The sequence below is a fragment of the Bergeyella zoohelcum ATCC 43767 genome, assembly GCF_000301075.1.
Lineage (GTDB): Bacteria > Bacteroidota > Bacteroidia > Flavobacteriales > Weeksellaceae > Bergeyella > Bergeyella zoohelcum.
In genome coordinates this window covers 829708-847437 of record NZ_JH932293.1, presented here as the reverse complement: position 1 = coordinate 847437, position 17730 = coordinate 829708, and the positions used below count along the sequence as shown (strand labels likewise).

At 35.9% G+C, this 17730-nt stretch carries 17 protein-coding genes; 10 read left to right on the top strand and 7 right to left on the bottom strand.

Features of this window, described 5'->3' with window-relative positions:
- Window positions 1–211: 211 nt before the first annotated feature.
- The 4 genes from HMPREF9699_RS03945 to HMPREF9699_RS03930 form a co-directional block, all read right to left on the bottom strand.
- Entirely contained in the window at window positions 212–997 is a 786-nt protein-coding gene (locus HMPREF9699_RS03945; RefSeq protein WP_002662587.1) for an aminotransferase class IV, read from the bottom strand.
- 94 nt (window positions 998–1091) lie between these two features.
- Window positions 1092–1475 carry an START-like domain-containing protein gene (locus tag HMPREF9699_RS03940; RefSeq protein WP_002662586.1) on the bottom strand — a complete coding sequence of 128 codons (384 nt, stop codon included), beginning with the start codon at window positions 1473–1475 and terminating at the stop codon, window positions 1092–1094.
- Between the two features lie 56 nt (window positions 1476–1531).
- Window positions 1532–2710, bottom strand: a complete 1179-nt coding sequence (locus HMPREF9699_RS03935) for an aspartate aminotransferase family protein (protein ID WP_002662585.1) — start codon at window positions 2708–2710, stop codon at window positions 1532–1534.
- A gap of 211 nt (window positions 2711–2921) precedes the next feature.
- On the bottom strand, window positions 2922–5003 hold the full coding sequence (locus HMPREF9699_RS03930; protein WP_002662584.1) for a TonB-dependent receptor plug domain-containing protein: 2082 nt from the start codon (window positions 5001–5003) through the stop codon (window positions 2922–2924).
- A gap of 110 nt (window positions 5004–5113) precedes the next feature.
- On the opposite strand from HMPREF9699_RS03930, the gene HMPREF9699_RS03925 reads away from it, so the two are divergent.
- The gene (locus tag HMPREF9699_RS03925) at window positions 5114–5782 is read left to right on the top strand and encodes a metal-dependent transcriptional regulator (RefSeq protein WP_002662583.1); all 669 of its coding nucleotides are present in this window, start codon (window positions 5114–5116) and stop codon (window positions 5780–5782) included.
- 210 nt (window positions 5783–5992) lie between these two features.
- Here the strand turns inward: HMPREF9699_RS03925 and HMPREF9699_RS03920 are convergent, their stop codons facing one another.
- Window positions 5993–7090 (bottom strand): acyltransferase family protein, encoded by a 1098-nt coding sequence (locus HMPREF9699_RS03920; RefSeq protein ID WP_002662582.1) that lies wholly within the window; start codon window positions 7088–7090, stop codon window positions 5993–5995.
- A 212-nt stretch (window positions 7091–7302) separates the two neighbouring features.
- Between HMPREF9699_RS03920 and HMPREF9699_RS03915 the strand changes: the two genes are divergently transcribed.
- Entirely contained in the window at window positions 7303–7803 is a 501-nt protein-coding gene (locus HMPREF9699_RS03915; protein ID WP_002662581.1) for a hypothetical protein, read from the top strand.
- A gap of 70 nt (window positions 7804–7873) precedes the next feature.
- Here HMPREF9699_RS03915 and HMPREF9699_RS03910 read toward each other — a convergent pair whose 3' ends face one another.
- Together HMPREF9699_RS03910 and HMPREF9699_RS03905 are read right to left on the bottom strand one after the other, a co-directional pair.
- Window positions 7874–9211, bottom strand: coding sequence for a trigger factor (locus tag HMPREF9699_RS03910; protein ID WP_002662579.1), 1338 nt, complete (start codon window positions 9209–9211; stop codon window positions 7874–7876).
- Between the two features lie 328 nt (window positions 9212–9539).
- On the bottom strand, window positions 9540–9830 hold the full coding sequence (locus HMPREF9699_RS03905) for a hypothetical protein (RefSeq protein ID WP_002662577.1): 291 nt from the start codon (window positions 9828–9830) through the stop codon (window positions 9540–9542).
- A 166-nt stretch (window positions 9831–9996) separates the two neighbouring features.
- On the opposite strand from HMPREF9699_RS03905, the gene HMPREF9699_RS03900 reads away from it, so the two are divergent.
- From HMPREF9699_RS03900 to HMPREF9699_RS03865, 8 genes are all read left to right on the top strand, one after another.
- Complete coding sequence (locus HMPREF9699_RS03900; protein ID WP_002662575.1) at window positions 9997–11232, top strand: porin; 1236 nt, start codon at window positions 9997–9999, stop codon at window positions 11230–11232.
- Window positions 11233–11482: 250 nt separating this feature from the next.
- Complete coding sequence (locus HMPREF9699_RS03895; RefSeq protein ID WP_002662573.1) at window positions 11483–13189, top strand: glycoside hydrolase family 3 protein; 1707 nt, start codon at window positions 11483–11485, stop codon at window positions 13187–13189.
- Window positions 13186–14325 carry an N-acetyl-alpha-D-glucosaminyl L-malate synthase BshA gene (gene bshA, locus HMPREF9699_RS03890; protein WP_002662571.1) on the top strand — a complete coding sequence of 380 codons (1140 nt, stop codon included), beginning with the start codon at window positions 13186–13188 and terminating at the stop codon, window positions 14323–14325. The genes HMPREF9699_RS03895 and bshA overlap by 4 nt, the downstream gene beginning before the upstream one ends.
- 102 nt (window positions 14326–14427) lie before the next feature.
- On the top strand, window positions 14428–15690 hold the full coding sequence (locus HMPREF9699_RS03885) for a DUF2851 family protein (protein ID WP_002662569.1): 1263 nt from the start codon (window positions 14428–14430) through the stop codon (window positions 15688–15690).
- On the top strand, window positions 15687–15923 hold the full coding sequence (locus HMPREF9699_RS03880; RefSeq protein ID WP_002662567.1) for a hypothetical protein: 237 nt from the start codon (window positions 15687–15689) through the stop codon (window positions 15921–15923). Before HMPREF9699_RS03885 ends, HMPREF9699_RS03880 begins: the two co-directional genes overlap by 4 nt.
- Before the next feature lie 10 nt (window positions 15924–15933).
- Window positions 15934–16410: a hypothetical protein gene (locus tag HMPREF9699_RS03875; RefSeq protein WP_002662566.1), complete on the top strand. Its 477-nt coding sequence runs from the start codon at window positions 15934–15936 to the stop codon at window positions 16408–16410.
- Window positions 16407–16892, top strand: a complete 486-nt coding sequence (locus HMPREF9699_RS03870) for a Smr/MutS family protein (RefSeq protein WP_002662565.1) — start codon at window positions 16407–16409, stop codon at window positions 16890–16892. Before HMPREF9699_RS03875 ends, HMPREF9699_RS03870 begins: the two co-directional genes overlap by 4 nt.
- A 71-nt stretch (window positions 16893–16963) precedes the next feature.
- Complete coding sequence (locus tag HMPREF9699_RS03865) at window positions 16964–17425, top strand: GtrA family protein (RefSeq protein ID WP_002662564.1); 462 nt, start codon at window positions 16964–16966, stop codon at window positions 17423–17425.
- The last annotated feature ends 305 nt before the right edge of the window (window positions 17426–17730 follow it).

The window sequence follows — 17730 nt, the reverse complement described above, 5'->3', positions numbered from 1 at the left end:
TGTTCAAAAAAATTATTTGGCAAAAATACGATATTTTTATTGGATAGAAGCTATTTAGCAAATGACCGTTAGCGATTAGCTGTTGGAGAATGGCAGATAGCTTTTAACTTATCCCCTTTCTAGCTTTTTAACCTTTCTATATTATAGGCTATTAGCGGATGTAGTAGCTCTTAGATTTATCACTTATAATCCCTTCACTTCTTATTCTCCTTTAAACTTTGTCATTTCCGAAACTCTGCTTCCAATCTTCTAATAAATCAGTAAATCTATTGTTTTCAAATGATTTGGCTCTTATTTTATTTACACTCATAATGCCCAGTTCATCAGAGATAAGGAGAATCTCTTCGGCTTGTTGGGTTTCAAATGGAGCGATTTCGGCTTCTGTAATGGTAGCGAGTTTCTTTTTATGTAGATGGGTAATAAAACTCTCCATAAGCGGAGACAAATAAGCACCCTCTGATGGTTTTACCACTCTTAGTTCTTCCCCCTTCAGCAAAAGTAGATTCCCATGGATAGTTCTGGCAATTTTCTTATTAGGATTGAGCAAAATAACATCGTCTAAATCATTTTCCACAGCATACACCTGAGCATAACAATTTTCAGGACTATAAGTTCTGATATTGCTCAAAAAGTGCGTATTTACTGTAATCTCTTTCTGAATATCTAATACTACGGTTTTCTGAATATCACAAATATCTTTTATCGCTAAAAAGTGTTCATGATGAGTAATTACCTTTTTACCATTTTCCATAATAGGAAAAACCATGAGCTGGTGTATCCCATTTTGTGCTGTATTTCCCAAGCTGTTTAGCATGAAAGTAAAATACTCTAAAGTATAGTTCATCGGTATTTCCATACGCATTCTTCGCATGGATGACATCAGATGAAAATAGGTATCTTCGGCTAAAATCAGCTCTCCATTTCTTCTAAAAAAATGCACTTTTACCGCTTCCCCATGGGTAAAAGCCCTATTATTTTCAAAGTTTTGAATCGTCATAATAACTATTAAAAAAAGATAATGAACGATGTAGCTCGTTCATTACTATTATTTTGATAAAGTTCGTTCACTCATTGCATTAGCTCGGTACAGATTACGCCGCTCCTAATTTTATTTTGAGATTTTCTACCAAATTTTCCCAGTAGAGTCTATTTTCTTCTTCATCTCCTTCTTCTACAAAATCTGTAATCACCAGTGCTAAATCCTCCGTAATTTCATCGATGACAATACTCATTTCAAAATAGCATTTGGTACCTTCATCTTCTTCCCATCTGAAACGAACAAATCCCTCTGGCTTATAGCGGATAAGTGTGGCTACCTCTTCCGCCCCACCCCAAGAGAAATAAAAAGTATCTCCTCTTTCCGTCACTTCATCTGCAAACCACTCTGAAAGCCCCTCTGCTGTGGCTAAATATTCATAAAGAATTTCGGACAAGCAGTGCATCGGATATTCGTACTGAACTTTTTGTTTTGCCATAGTTGTAATAAGTTTATGGTCGCAATATATAAATTAATAATATATAAATAAAATTTTTAAAGCACTTTTTCTATGGCATTGAGAATTATGTTACATCCTTTATCTATTTCCTCATCAGAAATAGTGAGTGGAGGAGATATTCTAAGATACTCATTTCTATATAATTGCCAGAATACAATAAGCCCATTTTCCATACATTCTTTTGCTACTGCCAAAGTATTTTCAGGACTTCCCAAATGGACTGCCAGCATGAGTCCCCTTCCATTAATCTGCTGAATTTTCGGGTGTACTAATTTTTTTCTGAATAATTGCTCTTTCCTTTCTACTTCCTCCATCAGTCCACTTTCCAACACTTCTTTCAGCGTGGCGTAACAAGCTGCCGCTATGAGAGGATTCCCCCCGAAAGTAGTAATATGCCCCAATTTAGGTGAATGAGACAATGCTAACATGAGCTCCCTAGATGCCATAAATGCACCTACTGGAACTCCGCCTCCCATTCCTTTCCCCATTACCAAAATATCTGGAACTATACCATAATGCTCAAAAGCAAAGAGCTTTCCTGTCCTTCCAAATCCAGGCTGAATTTCATCTAAAATGAGTAATGCACCTACTTTTTCACAATGTTTTTTAAGTTTTTTTAGGTAATCATCTTCGGGAACTATGAATCCCGCTGCACCCTGAATGGTTTCTACAATTACGCATGCCGTTTTCTCTGTAATATGCTCAAAATCTGATTCATCATTAAAGGAAATAAAATTCACCATCGGTAATAATGGTCTAAATTCCCTTTTGTGTACTTCATTTCCAGCTACGCTTAATGCCCCGTGGGTATTTCCATGATACGCATCTTTAAAAGCAATGATTTCTTCTCTTCCCGTATATCTTTTTGCTAATTTTAATGCTCCATCTATCGCCTCGGCACCACTATTTACCAAATAGGTCATCTCCAAGGGTTGAGGGGTAGCCTCTGCTAAAAGCTTACAAAGTGCCACAGGTTTCTCCTGTGCATATTCTCCATACACCATTACATGAAGATATTGGTCTGCTTGTTCTTTAATAGCTTTAACCACTGCTGGATGAGAATGCCCCAAAGTATTAGCAGAAACTCCCGCTACAAAATCCAAATATGCCTTTCCGTCTTTACCATAAATATAGCTCCCTACTGCCCTTTCCACCTCAAAACCAGATGCAAAGGGCGTAGTCTGAGCCTGATATTGAAAAAAATTTTGTTTCATAGAGCAAAAGTAAGCATTCTACTTTTCATTTTTTCATTTCGTGCCGAAATCCATACTTATTTACCACCCTTTTGATGACCAATAAACATAATGAACTCATCTCGTTTTTTATCTTGCTTAAATTTCCTAGGGTTTGAGAGTTTAAAAGGACTTTGACAAAGTTTTAAAAACTTTGACAAAGTACCAAAAAAATTACTACATTAATTGAAATTTATTTCAAAGAAAATTTCAATCCTAAGAAAAATCGGATTCCTTGATTCGGTGCATAAGAATAAGAAGGATCAAAGGTAAGCCCATAAGGGTTATCAGGAGTAGGAATAGCTCTTTCATCAGCATCAAAAAGCACTTCCTTATCAAATGGATCATGTGCACGAGAAATGAGAAAAGGAATATTTTTCCAAGGCGTCCAATTGAGAAAGTTTTTCACCCCGCCATAAATCTGAATATTTTTAAGACCAGAAAATGTAAGCTGAATATTTTGAATGCTGTACCATGGAGATTTTTCAGGTCTCGGGTCTAGCTCTCCTGCCAATGGTAAATTCATCGGAGCATATAAATTCCCTGAATAATCTACAGTGAGATGAATGGGTTTTATAGGATAGGAAACCGACCATACTGCGGAAAATCTTTCTGTAAATTCAGGCGTTCTCTTTACTCCATCTTCTTTTAAAAAACTATCTAAAAGAGTAGCTCCAATACGGATTTTCAGTAAATTAGGGAAATTCACATCTGTATTTAAGCTCAATCCTCTACTCTCTCCATAACCATCTAAATTACTGTAAATAATCTGGTTAGGATGTGTATCATAGTCTGGAACGATTCGGTTTTTAAAGTGAGAATAAAATGCGGAGAAATCAATATTCCAAATAGTACCATTGTCTTGGAAAAATTTATGGGTAAAATTAATATTCCCATTATAAGACTTTTCAGGTTTAAGTTCCTCACGGATAATCACCTCTCTTGCTCCCGTAAGAGCAGCATGATCTTCAGAGAATAGATTCACTACTCTAAATCCTGTACCAAAATTGGCTCTAAAAACGGTGGCAGGAGTAATATTGGTATGATAAGCAAAACGAGGAGTAAAGATATTTCCATGTTTTGAATGATGGTCATACCTCATCCCGAGTAACAACTTGTGCTTCGGAGCAAGCTGATATACATCTTGGATGAAAATACCAGGAAGCCAAAACTTATCCGGATGATTTCCTTTTTCATTTTCAGTAGCCGCAGTGTTATCATCATAATAAGTATATCTCAAAGAAGAACCCAACACAAAATCATGACGATTGATTTTTTTATCCCATCTCAACTGGGCAAAGCCTATATTTTGCGTTGCGATATAGGGTGTATCTCCATATCTACTATCCTGATGATGATATACCCCCGAAACATCCAAGAAAAGCTTTTCTTCCGTAGGCAACTGATACACTCCTAAAAGCTCTGCACGATTGGTATAAATACTTTCTGCATAACGCTCATCGGTTCCTCTGAACGCCGGTGTCCAATTCGTTTGCCCTCCCCAACGGTCTTCGTAAAGGTAACGCATCGCAAAACTCATCTGTTTGTTACTCTTCCTATGTATATTCCATTTATTAAAAACAGAGACTCTACTTTGGAGAGGAACATCTGTAAATTTATCCTCATTATTATCTACGATATTATTAAAATGAAACATATTGATTCCTAATAGTGTAGAAGCTGTATTATTCCATTTTTTCACCAAACCTACATCCCAATTATGTTCTCCCCAAGAGGTAGTAAATCCATCTACTCCTACTTTGGGAGCATTATGAGCATTTTTAGTAATAATATTAATAAGCCCCGCCACTGCTTCCGAACCGTAAAGCGTAGACGCTGCCCCTTTCACCACTTCCACTCTTTCTATCAATGAATTAGGAATACCCGAAAGCCCATACACCGTTCCTAGCGAGGAAACAATAGGCATCCCATCTATGAGTACCTGCGTATAAGCTCCATCTAAACCATTAATACGAATATCTCCGGTATAACAAACATTACAATTAAGCTGAGGACGAACGCCATTTACCATAGACAAAGCCTCAAAAATATTATTAGAACGATTTCTCTCAAAATATTTCGAACTGAAGACATCAATAGGTATCGGGCTGTCCTGCTTGCGTACCTCTTTCATAGTTCCAGAAATAACAATTTCTTCAATCTGTGCATTTTTCTTCACTGAATCTACAGGGCGAACTTCTTGTTTCATGCTATTTTCTTGACAAAACAAAGCACCACTTAAAAAAAGAAATAAGGGAGCGTTTTTCATTATCATAATTATGTTTTTTTACTCTGCAAAAGTAAACAAAAAATTTAAAGTTAGGCAACCCTAATAATATTTTTTTCTTTATTAATCTTATTTTTTTATCTTCGCTAAAAATCTCAATGATGGAATTAACTACTACGGAAGAAAATTACCTAAAGGCGATACTAAAAATATCTTGGGAGGAAGAGTCTGACAACATAAGATCCAATACACTAGCAAACTTCCTTGGTGTAAAACCCGCATCTGCTAATGAAATGCTGAAAAAGTTAAAATCTAAAAATCTTATTGAACAAGAAAAATATGGGAAAATAGCGTTAACGAACGAAGGAAGATTATTTGCCATTGACATTGTAAGAAAACATAGAATATGGGAAACTTTTCTCTATGAAAAATTACAGTTCACATGGGATGAGGTTCATGATGTGGCCGAACAGCTGGAACATATCCAATCTCCTAAACTGATAGAAAAACTCTATCTATACTTAGGAAAACCTACCATAGACCCCCATGGAGACCCTATTCCTGATGAACAGGGCAATATCCAAAAGGTAGAAAAAATGACATTGACTGAAGTGCCAGTGGGAAAAAGCTGTAAAATGGTTGCTGTAAAAGATAATTCCAGTCCTTTTTTACAGTACCTTATCCATTTAGGTATAGAACTCCAGGACCATATTAAGGTAATTTCGAGAGCAGAATTTGATGGACTCTGTACTATAGAAGTAGCTCACCAAACACACATCGTAAGCGAAAAATTTTCTAATAACATTTGGGTAATTGCAGTGGAATAACTCTCTTTTTGTTTTGCTTAAATTACTATTTAAAAGTACTTTGCCAAAGTTTTTAAGACTTTGGCAAAGTATCCAAAGCAAGAAACTTATTAAACTTGATTTTCTTTACCTACCAACGAATATTTTCACAAAACAAACAAAACAACCTCATAGTTAGAACTTTATCACAAAAGCATTTGAAAAAATATAATATAAATCATCATTATCTTTTTATTCAAAGAATAGTTTCTTTAGGCTTTTGTATTTCCACCATTCTCTCTTCATGGTAGGTCTTTCTACAAAAACAAAAAATACGATAGTAGCTATTGCAATTATTGTAGAGATAAGCCCCAATCTAAAAAAGAAATTCAATAAGTCATTTCCAAAAAATGTATGTCCAGATTTATACACCCCGAAAAACACATAAATAATCTTATGATGAAGCATATAAATAGAGTAACACATCCCTCCCATAATGATTAAATATTTTCTTTCCATCAAATATTTCCAAATTACCGAAAATGGAGTAAGAAAAAGAAAAACAAATATATACAACCAATGAAAATGCCCCCATAATGTACCTTGCCAATAAATCAACAACACAGGAATACATATAATATCCACCCATAAAGTAGGTTTGATTTTATTCTGATACTCTAAATACAAATCTGCACACAAAAATCCTACCATAAAATATTGAAAATAATTGTACAAAGTACGAATTTCCAAAGGCTCTAATACATATTGCCACAATAAGATGATCGAAAGCATCACTCCTCTTCTCACCCATTTAGGCATCTTAAAAACCAATAATGAAAACAAAGGTGCTAATAAATAAAACTGAACTTCTATCTCCAAAGTCCACAATACGATATTAATCTCTGGATATCCACCAAAAATCACATTATGCAAATAAAAAAACGAAGCCGCAAAATGAGGAAATAAATAACTAAAACCTTTCTCTCCAAATACTAAAGCAAAGAAAAAAAATACAGAAAGTAATACAATGTAAGGAGGCTCTATCCTACTGATTCTACGAGTAAAAAAACCTTTTAACGCCACCTTTTTCCCATCATACACATACTGATTAATAAAAGGTAAAGCCAAAATAAATCCACTTATTGCAAAAAACAAATACACAGCATGGTGTCCAAGACCATTTCCAAAATAAGGATAAAGCCAATGGTATTTTTTACTAAAATCTGGAAAATTCGCTTCATGATGTGCAATAAAATGACAGAGTAATACTACAATTACCGAAAGCCCTCTCAGTCCATCAATATACTTTATCACCCTCCCACCTCCTGTAACTCTTTCTAATATTTTCATTTCTAAATTTTCCGCGAAGATATTAATTATAAATACTTTTTTTGACAATTATAAACATGATAATTGTTATTTTTTAAGTTAAAAGGCTTTTTTCATTTTGTTCAAACCTAAATCATCCTACTATTTTAATACATTTTACTTAGAAAAAGAGAAGTTTTGGATTCTTATTTTTTGGCACTTTTTTTGGAATGTTAGATTTAAAATTTATTACAATGAAAAAAACACTCTTACTCACGGGTTTAGCTTTTGCCTCTTTTTCTACAATTTCTTGTTCAGATGATAGAACAGAATATCAGGATTATGATACCATAGGTTCAGTGCTTGATGTTAGAGCTACCTTTGACGCTTCTAATAATTACAGTAGAACTTTTACATTTAATAACCCTATTCCTTCTACAGATATGATACTAGTGTACAAAGGAGGCGATAATGGAATGTGGAAACTCCTTCCACTTACACAGTATATTGGCACCACAGGAAATTGGGTAAACTACGAAAATCATTTTAGCAAAAACCAAGTAACCATAGAGGCAAATTCTAATCTTGCATTTACAGAACCTGTATTAAGCTCATATTTAATGGATCAAAGATTCCGTGTTTTGGTAATCCCTGCAAATACAGTAAGCAAAGGAAATGCCGTAGATTACACCAATTACAATGAAGTAATAAAACACTTTAATATCAATGATTCAAAAGTAACTTTAGTGAAATAGTTTGTTTATATTTAATGAAAAACCTGCACTCTAAATGAATGCAGGTTTTTTATTTAGGTTCAGTCCTATATTATTTCTCTTTAATTACTTCTAAGAATTTATCGTGAGAAATTTTTTCCTCTTTCTTAGTTGCTTTTTCTAGGATTACATCTTTTAATTTGGCCATTGCCACCTCTTGAGAAATCTGCTGTAGCTGGTTACCATCTTTTAGTGTCTCTACCGCATACTTTTGGATTTCTTCTTCTGGCAAATGGTGGATACCATAGATTGCTAATTGGTTACGAATTAACTGCTCTGCTTGTGATAACACATCAGCATAGTCTATCTTGATTTCATAATCATTTAACAGCTTACCTTCTATAATTTGATGCTTAATGATTTTTCTCTCTTTTTCAAGGATTTCCTTCGCTTGTTCTTCAGTTTGAATATTCTCATTGCTGAACATTAACCACTTAACAAGGAAATTTTCAGGAAGCTGCACTTCTTCTTTTTCAGTGATTTCTTCTAATACTTTGTTCACGAAGTAAATATCAGAATTTTGCTGGAAGTACTCATCTAACTCCTCTTTTACTTTGTTTTTAAGTTCTTCTTCAGATTTGATGGTATCCTTACCGTACACCTTATCAAAAAGCTCTTGATTGAGTTCATGGTCTTTTAATGCATAAAAATCTTTTACCATAACTTCTACTTCGTTATGATGAAGATTTTCCACTTCCGCTTTTGTAAATCCAAGCTCTTTAGCCAAATCTTCCTTTTCTAAAAGTTCTTCCTTGCTTACTTTTACAGATGCATCCATTTTTAATTTACCTACCAATTTGAAAGCCTCCTTACTTTCTTTATTAATGGTAGTATGTTTTGGTGGATGATTATGCTCTCCCTCAGCTCCTTCCTCTACTACCTGCGTAATTTGCAGGGCGATGTGTGAGTCTTTATTGATTTTTTCTTGAGCCTCTTGTGTAGCAAATCTTTTCTGCATATTTTCTATAGACTTGCTAATTTCTTTATCAGATGCTTCTACTTTATAATGTGGAGCTTCATATTTTGCTAAGTCAATACTAAAATTAGGCTCATAACCTACTTCGAAAGAAACAGTATGCTGTTCAGCTTTAAGGTCTAAATCTTCTGTTACTTGTGGAACAGGCTGCCCTACCAATCTTAAATTATTTTCAGTAACATAATTATTCAGTGCGTCATTAATCACTTTATTGATTTCTTCGAAAGCCACAGGAGCCTCGTACTGTCTTTTCACCATGCTCATAGGCACTTTTCCCTTACGGAAGCCTGGAACCTGAGCATTTTTTGCATAATGATGCAACTGCTTTTCTACTTTTTCTTTATAATCTGCTTTGTCCACAGTTATGGTAAGCAATGCACTTACCTCGTCATGATTCTTTGCTGTAACTTTCATTATTTGAAATTATTTTATATCAATATCATTTTATTAACGAGCAAAAATACAATTTTTTTTCATATTGTAGTTTTTTATGTTAGAAAATATTGGGCTAAACGCATGAATCCTTATCGGTTGTTAATTAACCGCTCTATACGATTGTGTGCAATTTAAAGAAAGAGAAATAAAATGTTTTTTTTAAGAAAATATCCTTTTTCAATGAAAGCAAACAGCCATTAGCTGATAGCCAATGACCTTACAAGAGTTTGGGAATTAAAATTTTATGCGTTTGAATCAATTATTCCACCAAAAAAGCCACTCTTTTAAGAGTGGCTCACCATTCTATCTACATAACATACCGCTTTTTCAAAAAGAAGAATGCTAAAAACAAGGTAACAATAATTGAGATATATTGTACCGCTAATATCCTATCTGCATCTTTTACAAAAAGTGCAATGATAAAAATTGCTGTAATCCCTCCACTTATCTCTACAAAATTTTGTTTCATACTTTTCTCACTATCAATAAGGTAGTGGTATGCAAAAGCGATGAAAGATGAAAATACCACCATCATAATATCATGATTTCCCCAAAACACACCCCCTATAATTAAATAAAACAGAGGTATAACACTCATTTTTAAGATTTTATTTTTCATACCAAAGAAAATAATTTTAGAATTGGGTAGTAAATTTAGAAAAATATTTTTAACCTCCAAATATTTATTTTTAGAAAAACACAAAATTATTAACATTAGGTTAATATAAAAGGTATTAAATTCGCAGTCTAAAGAGAGAAGTAATATGAATAAAATTTTCACATTGAGCTTGATTTTTTGGGGAAGCCTCTGGAGTTTTGCCCAAGAAACAAAGAAAGATTCCCTAATCGAAAAAGACACGAAAGTCTTGGTATCTAAAGAAAAACTTAAAGAACTTCATTTAGACGCTTTGCCCTATTACAGTTTTGGTAAAGGTGTAGGAATTACCTCGCCCGATAGTCTTTACCAGTTTAATATTCGTTTTAGAATGCAAAATCGTTTTAGTGTCATCGATAATGATGAAGATGAAAAAATCGGTTACGAAGGCTATATCCGCCGTTTGCGTTTAAGGTTTGATGGTTTCGTAGGAAATCCAAAGTTTGGCTATGCCATACAGCTATCCTTTGCTCCTAAAGATGTGAACGGGAACCACATTATCCGTGATGCTGTAGTTTTCTATAAACCGAATAAAAAATGGTTATTCAGCCTAGGGCAAACCAAATTACCAGGAAACCGCCAAAGAATCAATTCTTCCGGAGCACTTCAGCTGACAGACCGCTCTATTAACAACGCTACATTTAATATTGACAGGGATTTTGGTTTCCAAGCTCACTACCTTAAACAGTCCACTGATAAATTCTCATACAATCTAAAAACAGCTGTAACCATGGGAGAGGGAAGAGATTTTGTAGGAGTTAATAATGGACTAGCATATACCGCTCGTTTAGAAATTCTTCCATTGGGAAAATTTAAAAAAGGAGGAGAATATTTTGAGGGAGATATACTGAGAGAAGAAACACCAAAACTTTATTTCGGAGCCACCTATCATTATAACCATAATGCCACCAAAACTCAAGGACAAAATGGGAAAACATTAGAAAATAATCAAACACGAAACTTACAATCCGTATTGGTAGATGGGCTCATGAAGTACAACGGATGGGCTGCCATGGTATCCTATATGCAAAGAAATGCCAATAACCCTGTGGCAGATGTGGCAAAAAAATCTTTTGTACAGGTGGGTCGTGGTTTTGATACCCAACTTAGTTATGTCTTTCCTTCCAACTGGGAAATTATCGGAAGATTTTCACAACAAAACCCTTACAAACAGATAGAGAACCTTGTCCCTAAGAAAAACCAATACTCCATAGGAGTTACCAAATACATTTGGGAGCATGCTTTCAAAGCTCAACTAGAAGTGACCAAAGATGAATCTTTCTACCTCAATGGTAAAAAAACCAACGATTGGTACGCAAGAATACAAGTAGAAATAGGAATATAATTTACCTGATAAATCCGTTAGTGTTTCTACACTAATGTTTTCAGAGCTATCACCATTAAAACCACATAGGGATATGGATTTCATTCTATAACTCTATGTGGTTTTAAGCTTAATTTACCACTACCTTGTCTTTTTTCAGAATAAAAAACAATTCAAATAAATGGGCAGATGAGTGCATTATTCCTGCTTTTACTGTCTTCATTCTATAAATCATCTTTTCCCTATAAAAAAATATCGTACATTTGTTTCTATGATAAAAAAACTATTAGGGAATATCCTTTTACTTCTGTTGATAAGTAATCATCAGGTAGTATGGGGACAATTTGTACCGAAAAACATAACGGAAGAACAGCGGATTAAAGCAAATCATTGGGTAGAGAAAACCTACCAAAACATGTCTCAAGATGAACGACTGGGGCAGCTGTTCATCATTGCACTTTACACCAATAAGGGTGATGCTTTCATCCAAAATGTAAGAAATATAGTAGAAAAAGAACAAATTGGTGGGCTGATTTTAATGCAAGATGACGCATCTAAAGAAATCTCTTTGGTCAATGAACTTCATGCAAAATCTAAAATTCCTCTCCTCATCGGCATGGATGCAGAGTGGGGACTGTACCAAAGAATCCCTATTGCCCATAAATTCCCTTGGGCAATCACGCTGGGAGCGATACAAAATAAGCAAACCATCTATGAAAATGCGAAGAAAATAGCCCAAGATGCCAAAAGAATAGGCGTCAATTGGAACTTTGCTCCTGTAGTAGATGTAAACACCAATCCTAAAAACCCCATCATCGGAAATAGAAGTTTTGGTTCTACGGTAGAAAATGTTACCCAGTCGGCCTATGCCTATACCATGGGACTTCAAGACCAAAATATTCTTGCCGCTATCAAACATTTTCCTGGGCATGGTGATACCAGCACAGACTCCCACCTCACACTTCCCGTAGTCCACCATTCCCTTGACCGATTACAAGCTGTAGAATTGGCTCCGTTTCAAAATCTCATTGATAAAGGAATAGGTGGAGTAATGGTAGCCCATGTCTATGTACCCACATTAGAAAAAGGCAAAAATATTCCCGCCTCTCTTTCTTACAGCGTGGTAACAGAATTGCTCAAAAAGCAAATGAGATACCAAGGACTCATCATCACTGATGCTCTTAATATGAACGCCGTAGCAGATACTTACCCTCCTGGAGTGGTAGATGCATTGGCCTTTAAAGCAGGAAATGACATCATGCTCTTTTCCCAAGATGTAGCCAAAGGTAAAGCCGAAATTCAAAAAGCAATAGACCGAGGCGAAATCCCTGCCCAACGCGTAGAAGAAAGTGTAAAAAAAATATTAAAAACCAAATATTTCCTCGGATTATCCCAACATCCCGAAACAATAAACCCACAAAACATCCATTGGGATTTAAAAACAGAAAAACATAAACAAATAATACAAAATGCATACAGCGAAGCAGTAACACTCCTTAAAGACGATAAAAACTTACTTCCGCTGAAAAAAGAAGACACCTACTACTATCTCCCTTTAGAAGAAGCTCCTTTAGGGTTATATCCTGAGTTATTACAACTAGGCATCACGCTAAAAACCATTGAACCTAAAGACATTCCGCTTCTACCCCAATCAGCAAAAGTGATTATCGGTATTCATAAAGATAATAGTACCGCCTACAAACCCTATACGATTTCTAAACAAAACAAAACATTAATTCAGAAAATTGCCGAAAAACATCTCCTACTGCTCCATATCTTCGGAAGCCCCTATGCACTTGCAGATGTAGAAATTAAAAACATTTCCACAGTAGTAGTAGCTTATGAGAATAATGATGATGCTGTCATCGCTTCAGTACAGGGGCTATTAGGTAAAAAATCTATTAACGGAAGACTCCCCGTAACGGTAAACCACACCCTACCTGCAGGTAGTGGCATCACTAAAAACAAAACAAAATGAAAATAGGAATCTTATGTTATCCCACTTATGGAGGAAGTGGCATAGTAGCCACAGAACTGGGAATGTCTTTAGCAAAAAAAGGCTATGAAGTGCATTTTATTTCCGCAAATTTACCTGCAAGATTAGACATTACCAATCCTAATATTTTCTTTCACAAAGTAAATGTACAGCCCTATCCTTTGTTTGAAGACCAGCCGTTTGACATTGCTCTAAGTTCCATGATTTATCGGGTGGTAACGCTCTATAAGTTAGATTTACTCCATGCTCACTATGCCGTTCCGTACGCGTATGCTGCTTTTACTGCTAAGCAAATGCTCAAAGAAGAGGGAAAAGATATTCCGCTGGTAACTACACTTCATGGCACTGATATCACACTAGTAGGGCAACACCCTAGCTATAAACACGCTGTAGAATTTTCCATTAACCAATCTGATACCATTACTTCCGTTTCTGAAAGCCTTAAAAGAGACACACTCAAATTTTTCAATATTAAAAAAGAAATACAAGTCATTTCTAATTTCATTGATAGCTCAGAATTTGTAGCCCCTACCACCTGCCAAAGGTCTCAATTCGCTACCCCCGATGAGAAAATTCTCATCCATGTGTCCAATCTTCGTCCTGTAAAAAGAATACAAGATGTACTGCAAATTTTTAAAACAGTGCATCAAAAAATAGCCTCTAAACTCATCATCATTGGCGAAGGACCAGACATGGAAATCATCAATCAATTTTTAGAGAAAAACCCTGATTTGATTGATAAAATCAGGCTGCTGGGGAAAGTAAATGATTTGTACCGAATCCTTCAGCTTTCCGATGTATTTTTACTTCCTTCAGAGCAAGAAAGTTTCGGTTTGGCGGCTTTAGAGGCCATGGCAGCAGGCATCCCCGTTATCAGCTCTAATGCTGGGGGGATCCCCGAAGTAAACCTCCAAGGAGAAACCGGCTATCTTGCCGAAGTAGGAAATGTGGACGCTATGAGCAACTATGCTCTGAAAATCCTCAGTGATGAAAATCTCCTCTGCACCATGAAAGCCAATAGCCTAAAAAGAGCGAAAGATTTTGATATAGAGAACATCATTCCCATTTACGAACAGATGTACCAGCAGACGATAGCAGATTTTAGAAATCAGAAGTGAGAAGTGAGAGGCTAAATACCAATAGCTAAAAGCTATCTACCATTCGCTAAAAGCCTACTGCTAAAAAACAAGAGTAAAAATATTTTCATTACCTTTATCTGCATGAATGAAAAACTCCTGCAATACCTCTGGAATTACAAACTCTTCACACTGCATGATTTAAAAGATGTGAAAGGGAATCCTATTGAAATATTGAATTTCGGGGCGTGGAACCATCATGCAGGACCTGATTTTCTGGAAGGAAAAATAAGGATAGAGCAACTCCAGCTTTTTGGTAATATAGAGCTCCACCTCCGTTCGTCCGACTGGATTTTTCATCAGCATACCCAAAATACTGCCTATGATAATATCATCCTTCATGTGGTGTACCTCCATGACGTAGCCATTCCAGAACTAGAGGAAAAGGGAATCCCTACACTGGAACTCAAAAATTATATCTCTCCAGAAACCATACAGAAATACCAGCACCTCAACTCCGATGCCCAGTTTATTCCCTGCGAAAGACTGCTCCCTCATCACGAAATTCCTTTTCAGTTCGCCGAGGAATTTCTACTCAAAAAATTAGACGAAAAATCCAGCTTCATCCAAGAAATATTAGCCCAACAAAAAAATGACTATGAAGCCACACTTTTTCAGGCACTCGCTTATGCTTTTGGGCTCAAAATTAATGCACCCATTTTCCAGCAACTCTTTGCACAGCTTCCTTTTTCCGTGATTAGAAAAGTGCATCACCGCTTAGAACAAATAGAAGCCCTCTTCTACGGAACAGCAGGCTGGCTCGCCGAAGCGTATGACGATGCGATGCAAAGATGGAAGAGAGAATATGAATTTTTGGTCAATAAATACCAGCTGCCTGCCATCACCATAGCACCGAAATTCCTTAGACTCAGACCCCCTAATTTCCCCACCCTACGGCTGGCACAGTTCGCTCAGTTGCTCCATCAGCATCCATCGCTTTTCACCACCCTCATAGAGACGAAAAAAATAAGCGATATCAAAACTCTTTTTTCAGACATACAGGCCTCCTCCTATTGGGATAACCATTATAACTTCGGGAAGCCTACGGAAAAAACTTCGCCTAAAAAATTAACCTCGGACTTCATAGATTTACTTTTGCTCAATGCCATTCTGCCCGTGAAATACACCTATCTGAAAAATCTAAAAGAAGATGCCGTGGAAAGTATTTTAGAAGATTATGTCCAGATAGGAGCAGAAAAAAACTCCGTGACCCACCTATTTTCTTCGTTAGGCATTCCTATGAATTCTGCAATAGATAGCCAAGCATTCTTATATTTGCATAAAAATTATTGTACCCCAAAAAAATGTTTAGACTGTAGCATAGGTTACCAAATTTTAAAAATATGAAAGAACCGAAATTCATCACCGAAATAAGACATAGAGTAGAAAGAGAATGGTTTGGTGCATTGACACGATATGGTGCCCGGCTGGGAATTCCCGTTTCTAAGCTCAGAGTATTTTTCATCTATTCTACTTTCGCTACTGCTGGAATTTTCTTCCTGATTTACCTCATGCTGGTATTCATGCTTTGGGTAAAAGATATTTTCATTACCAGAAGACCCAATGTTTTTGATTTATAGAAATAAAAAAATGAAAAACCAACGCCACTTTTCCTCACTCCTCCTCGTAGCATGGATATGCTGTGCCATCAGTTGCCATAGCAAAAAAAATATCCCTGCAGACTTACTTCCCAAAGATATTAGCTTGATGCCCATCAAAAAGAAAGTGGAAGAAAGTTCTTTGGAAGAAGAGGCAAGAAAACTCCGAATCCTTGATGAGCAAATCAGAACACTAGCAGCCAATAAATACTGCACCTCTGCGGAGGAATGGAGAATTTCCCCCTATGGTTCTAAACCCTGCGGTGGACCTAATGAATACCTAGCGTACCACATAGATGTGGAGGAAGAAATCATTCCTATGATTCAAGATTTTACCCGAAGAGAAGCCCATTATAATATTTTAGCAGGACTTACCTCAGATTGTGCTTTAGAACCACAGCCCTCTGATATTGTATGTAAAAACGGAAAAGCAGAACTGGTATATACTGATGAAATAACTGAAAAATGAAAACTAATTTTTCCATAGGCGATACCGTTTCTGTGATTCATGATACCATTTCGGGAAAAATCATTGCCCTGAAAAAATCCATTGCTACCATAGAAGATGAGCATGGTTTTCATTATGATTTTTCTTTAGATGAACTGGTAGTAGCCGCTCCTCACCTTTATACTCATCTACAAATCCCTACTACTCCTCAAAAAAAGAAAAACGAAAAAACACCCAATCGTATTGATTTACATATCCACCACCTGACTCCAAAGAAAAACCTGACCCCCTCTGAACGCCTGTTCCTCCAAAAAGAAGCCCTCCGATTAGGATTAGAAAAAGCAAGAGAAAAGGGCCTCCGTAAAGTGGAAATCATCCACGGCATAGGAGATGGCATCGTGCAGCAGATGGTACATGAAGTACTCATCATGGAGCTAGGGCTTGAGTTTCATAATAAAGAAATCCTCCATCACCAAAGTGGTGGTGTAGTGGTGTACTTATAACCCAAGCTGTACCTATATCTATCATTATTACAAAAAACATTTTCTTTACCTTTGCACTCCTAAAACCGCTCATGAAAAATTTACTGATAAAACATAGACAAATCTTTCTTTTCATCATCGCAGGTGGACTGAGTGCTTTGATAGAAATAGCAAGTTTTAAAGTTTTTTCAATACAGCTTACCCGATGGTTCGGGTGGGAAAAAGGAATATGGGGTGTACACTACCCACTGAGTAATATTGCTTCTACTTCACTGGGCATCATCTCTAATTACTTCTTTAGCATTTGGTTCGTTTTCAGCAGAGGCAAACATTCTAAGCGGAGAGAGTTCACTTATTTTATCTTTATTTCTGTCATTTCCACCTTAATGAGTTTCGTGCTTTTTCAGGTCTTTTATATCCATATTTTCTATGGCAATGTATTAGATTTGGGGCTTATGGCTTTCAGTGGAGAGATTCTTAGTAAATTTTTTGCCATCGGTACAGTAGCCGTACTCAACTATTTCGTGAAGAAAAAATTCGTCTTTAATCATTAAACCCGCATTGGGATTCTAAGTGCCATCCTTTACAAAAGCCCATACCACTAAAATTAAAAAATCACTAACAAAAACATAAATAAAATATCAATACACTAAAAAACAAACCAAAAACAAATCAATTTTATTGTATTTTATTTCAAACATTTTGTGGGAACTAAAATACAACGGTATTTTGCTCTAATCATCTTGCGGGAACTTAATGTACATTTACATTTTCTCCAAACAATCTGCGGGAACTTAATGTACACTTACATTTTGCCGAAACAATCTGCAGGAACTTAATGTACACTTACATTTTCTCC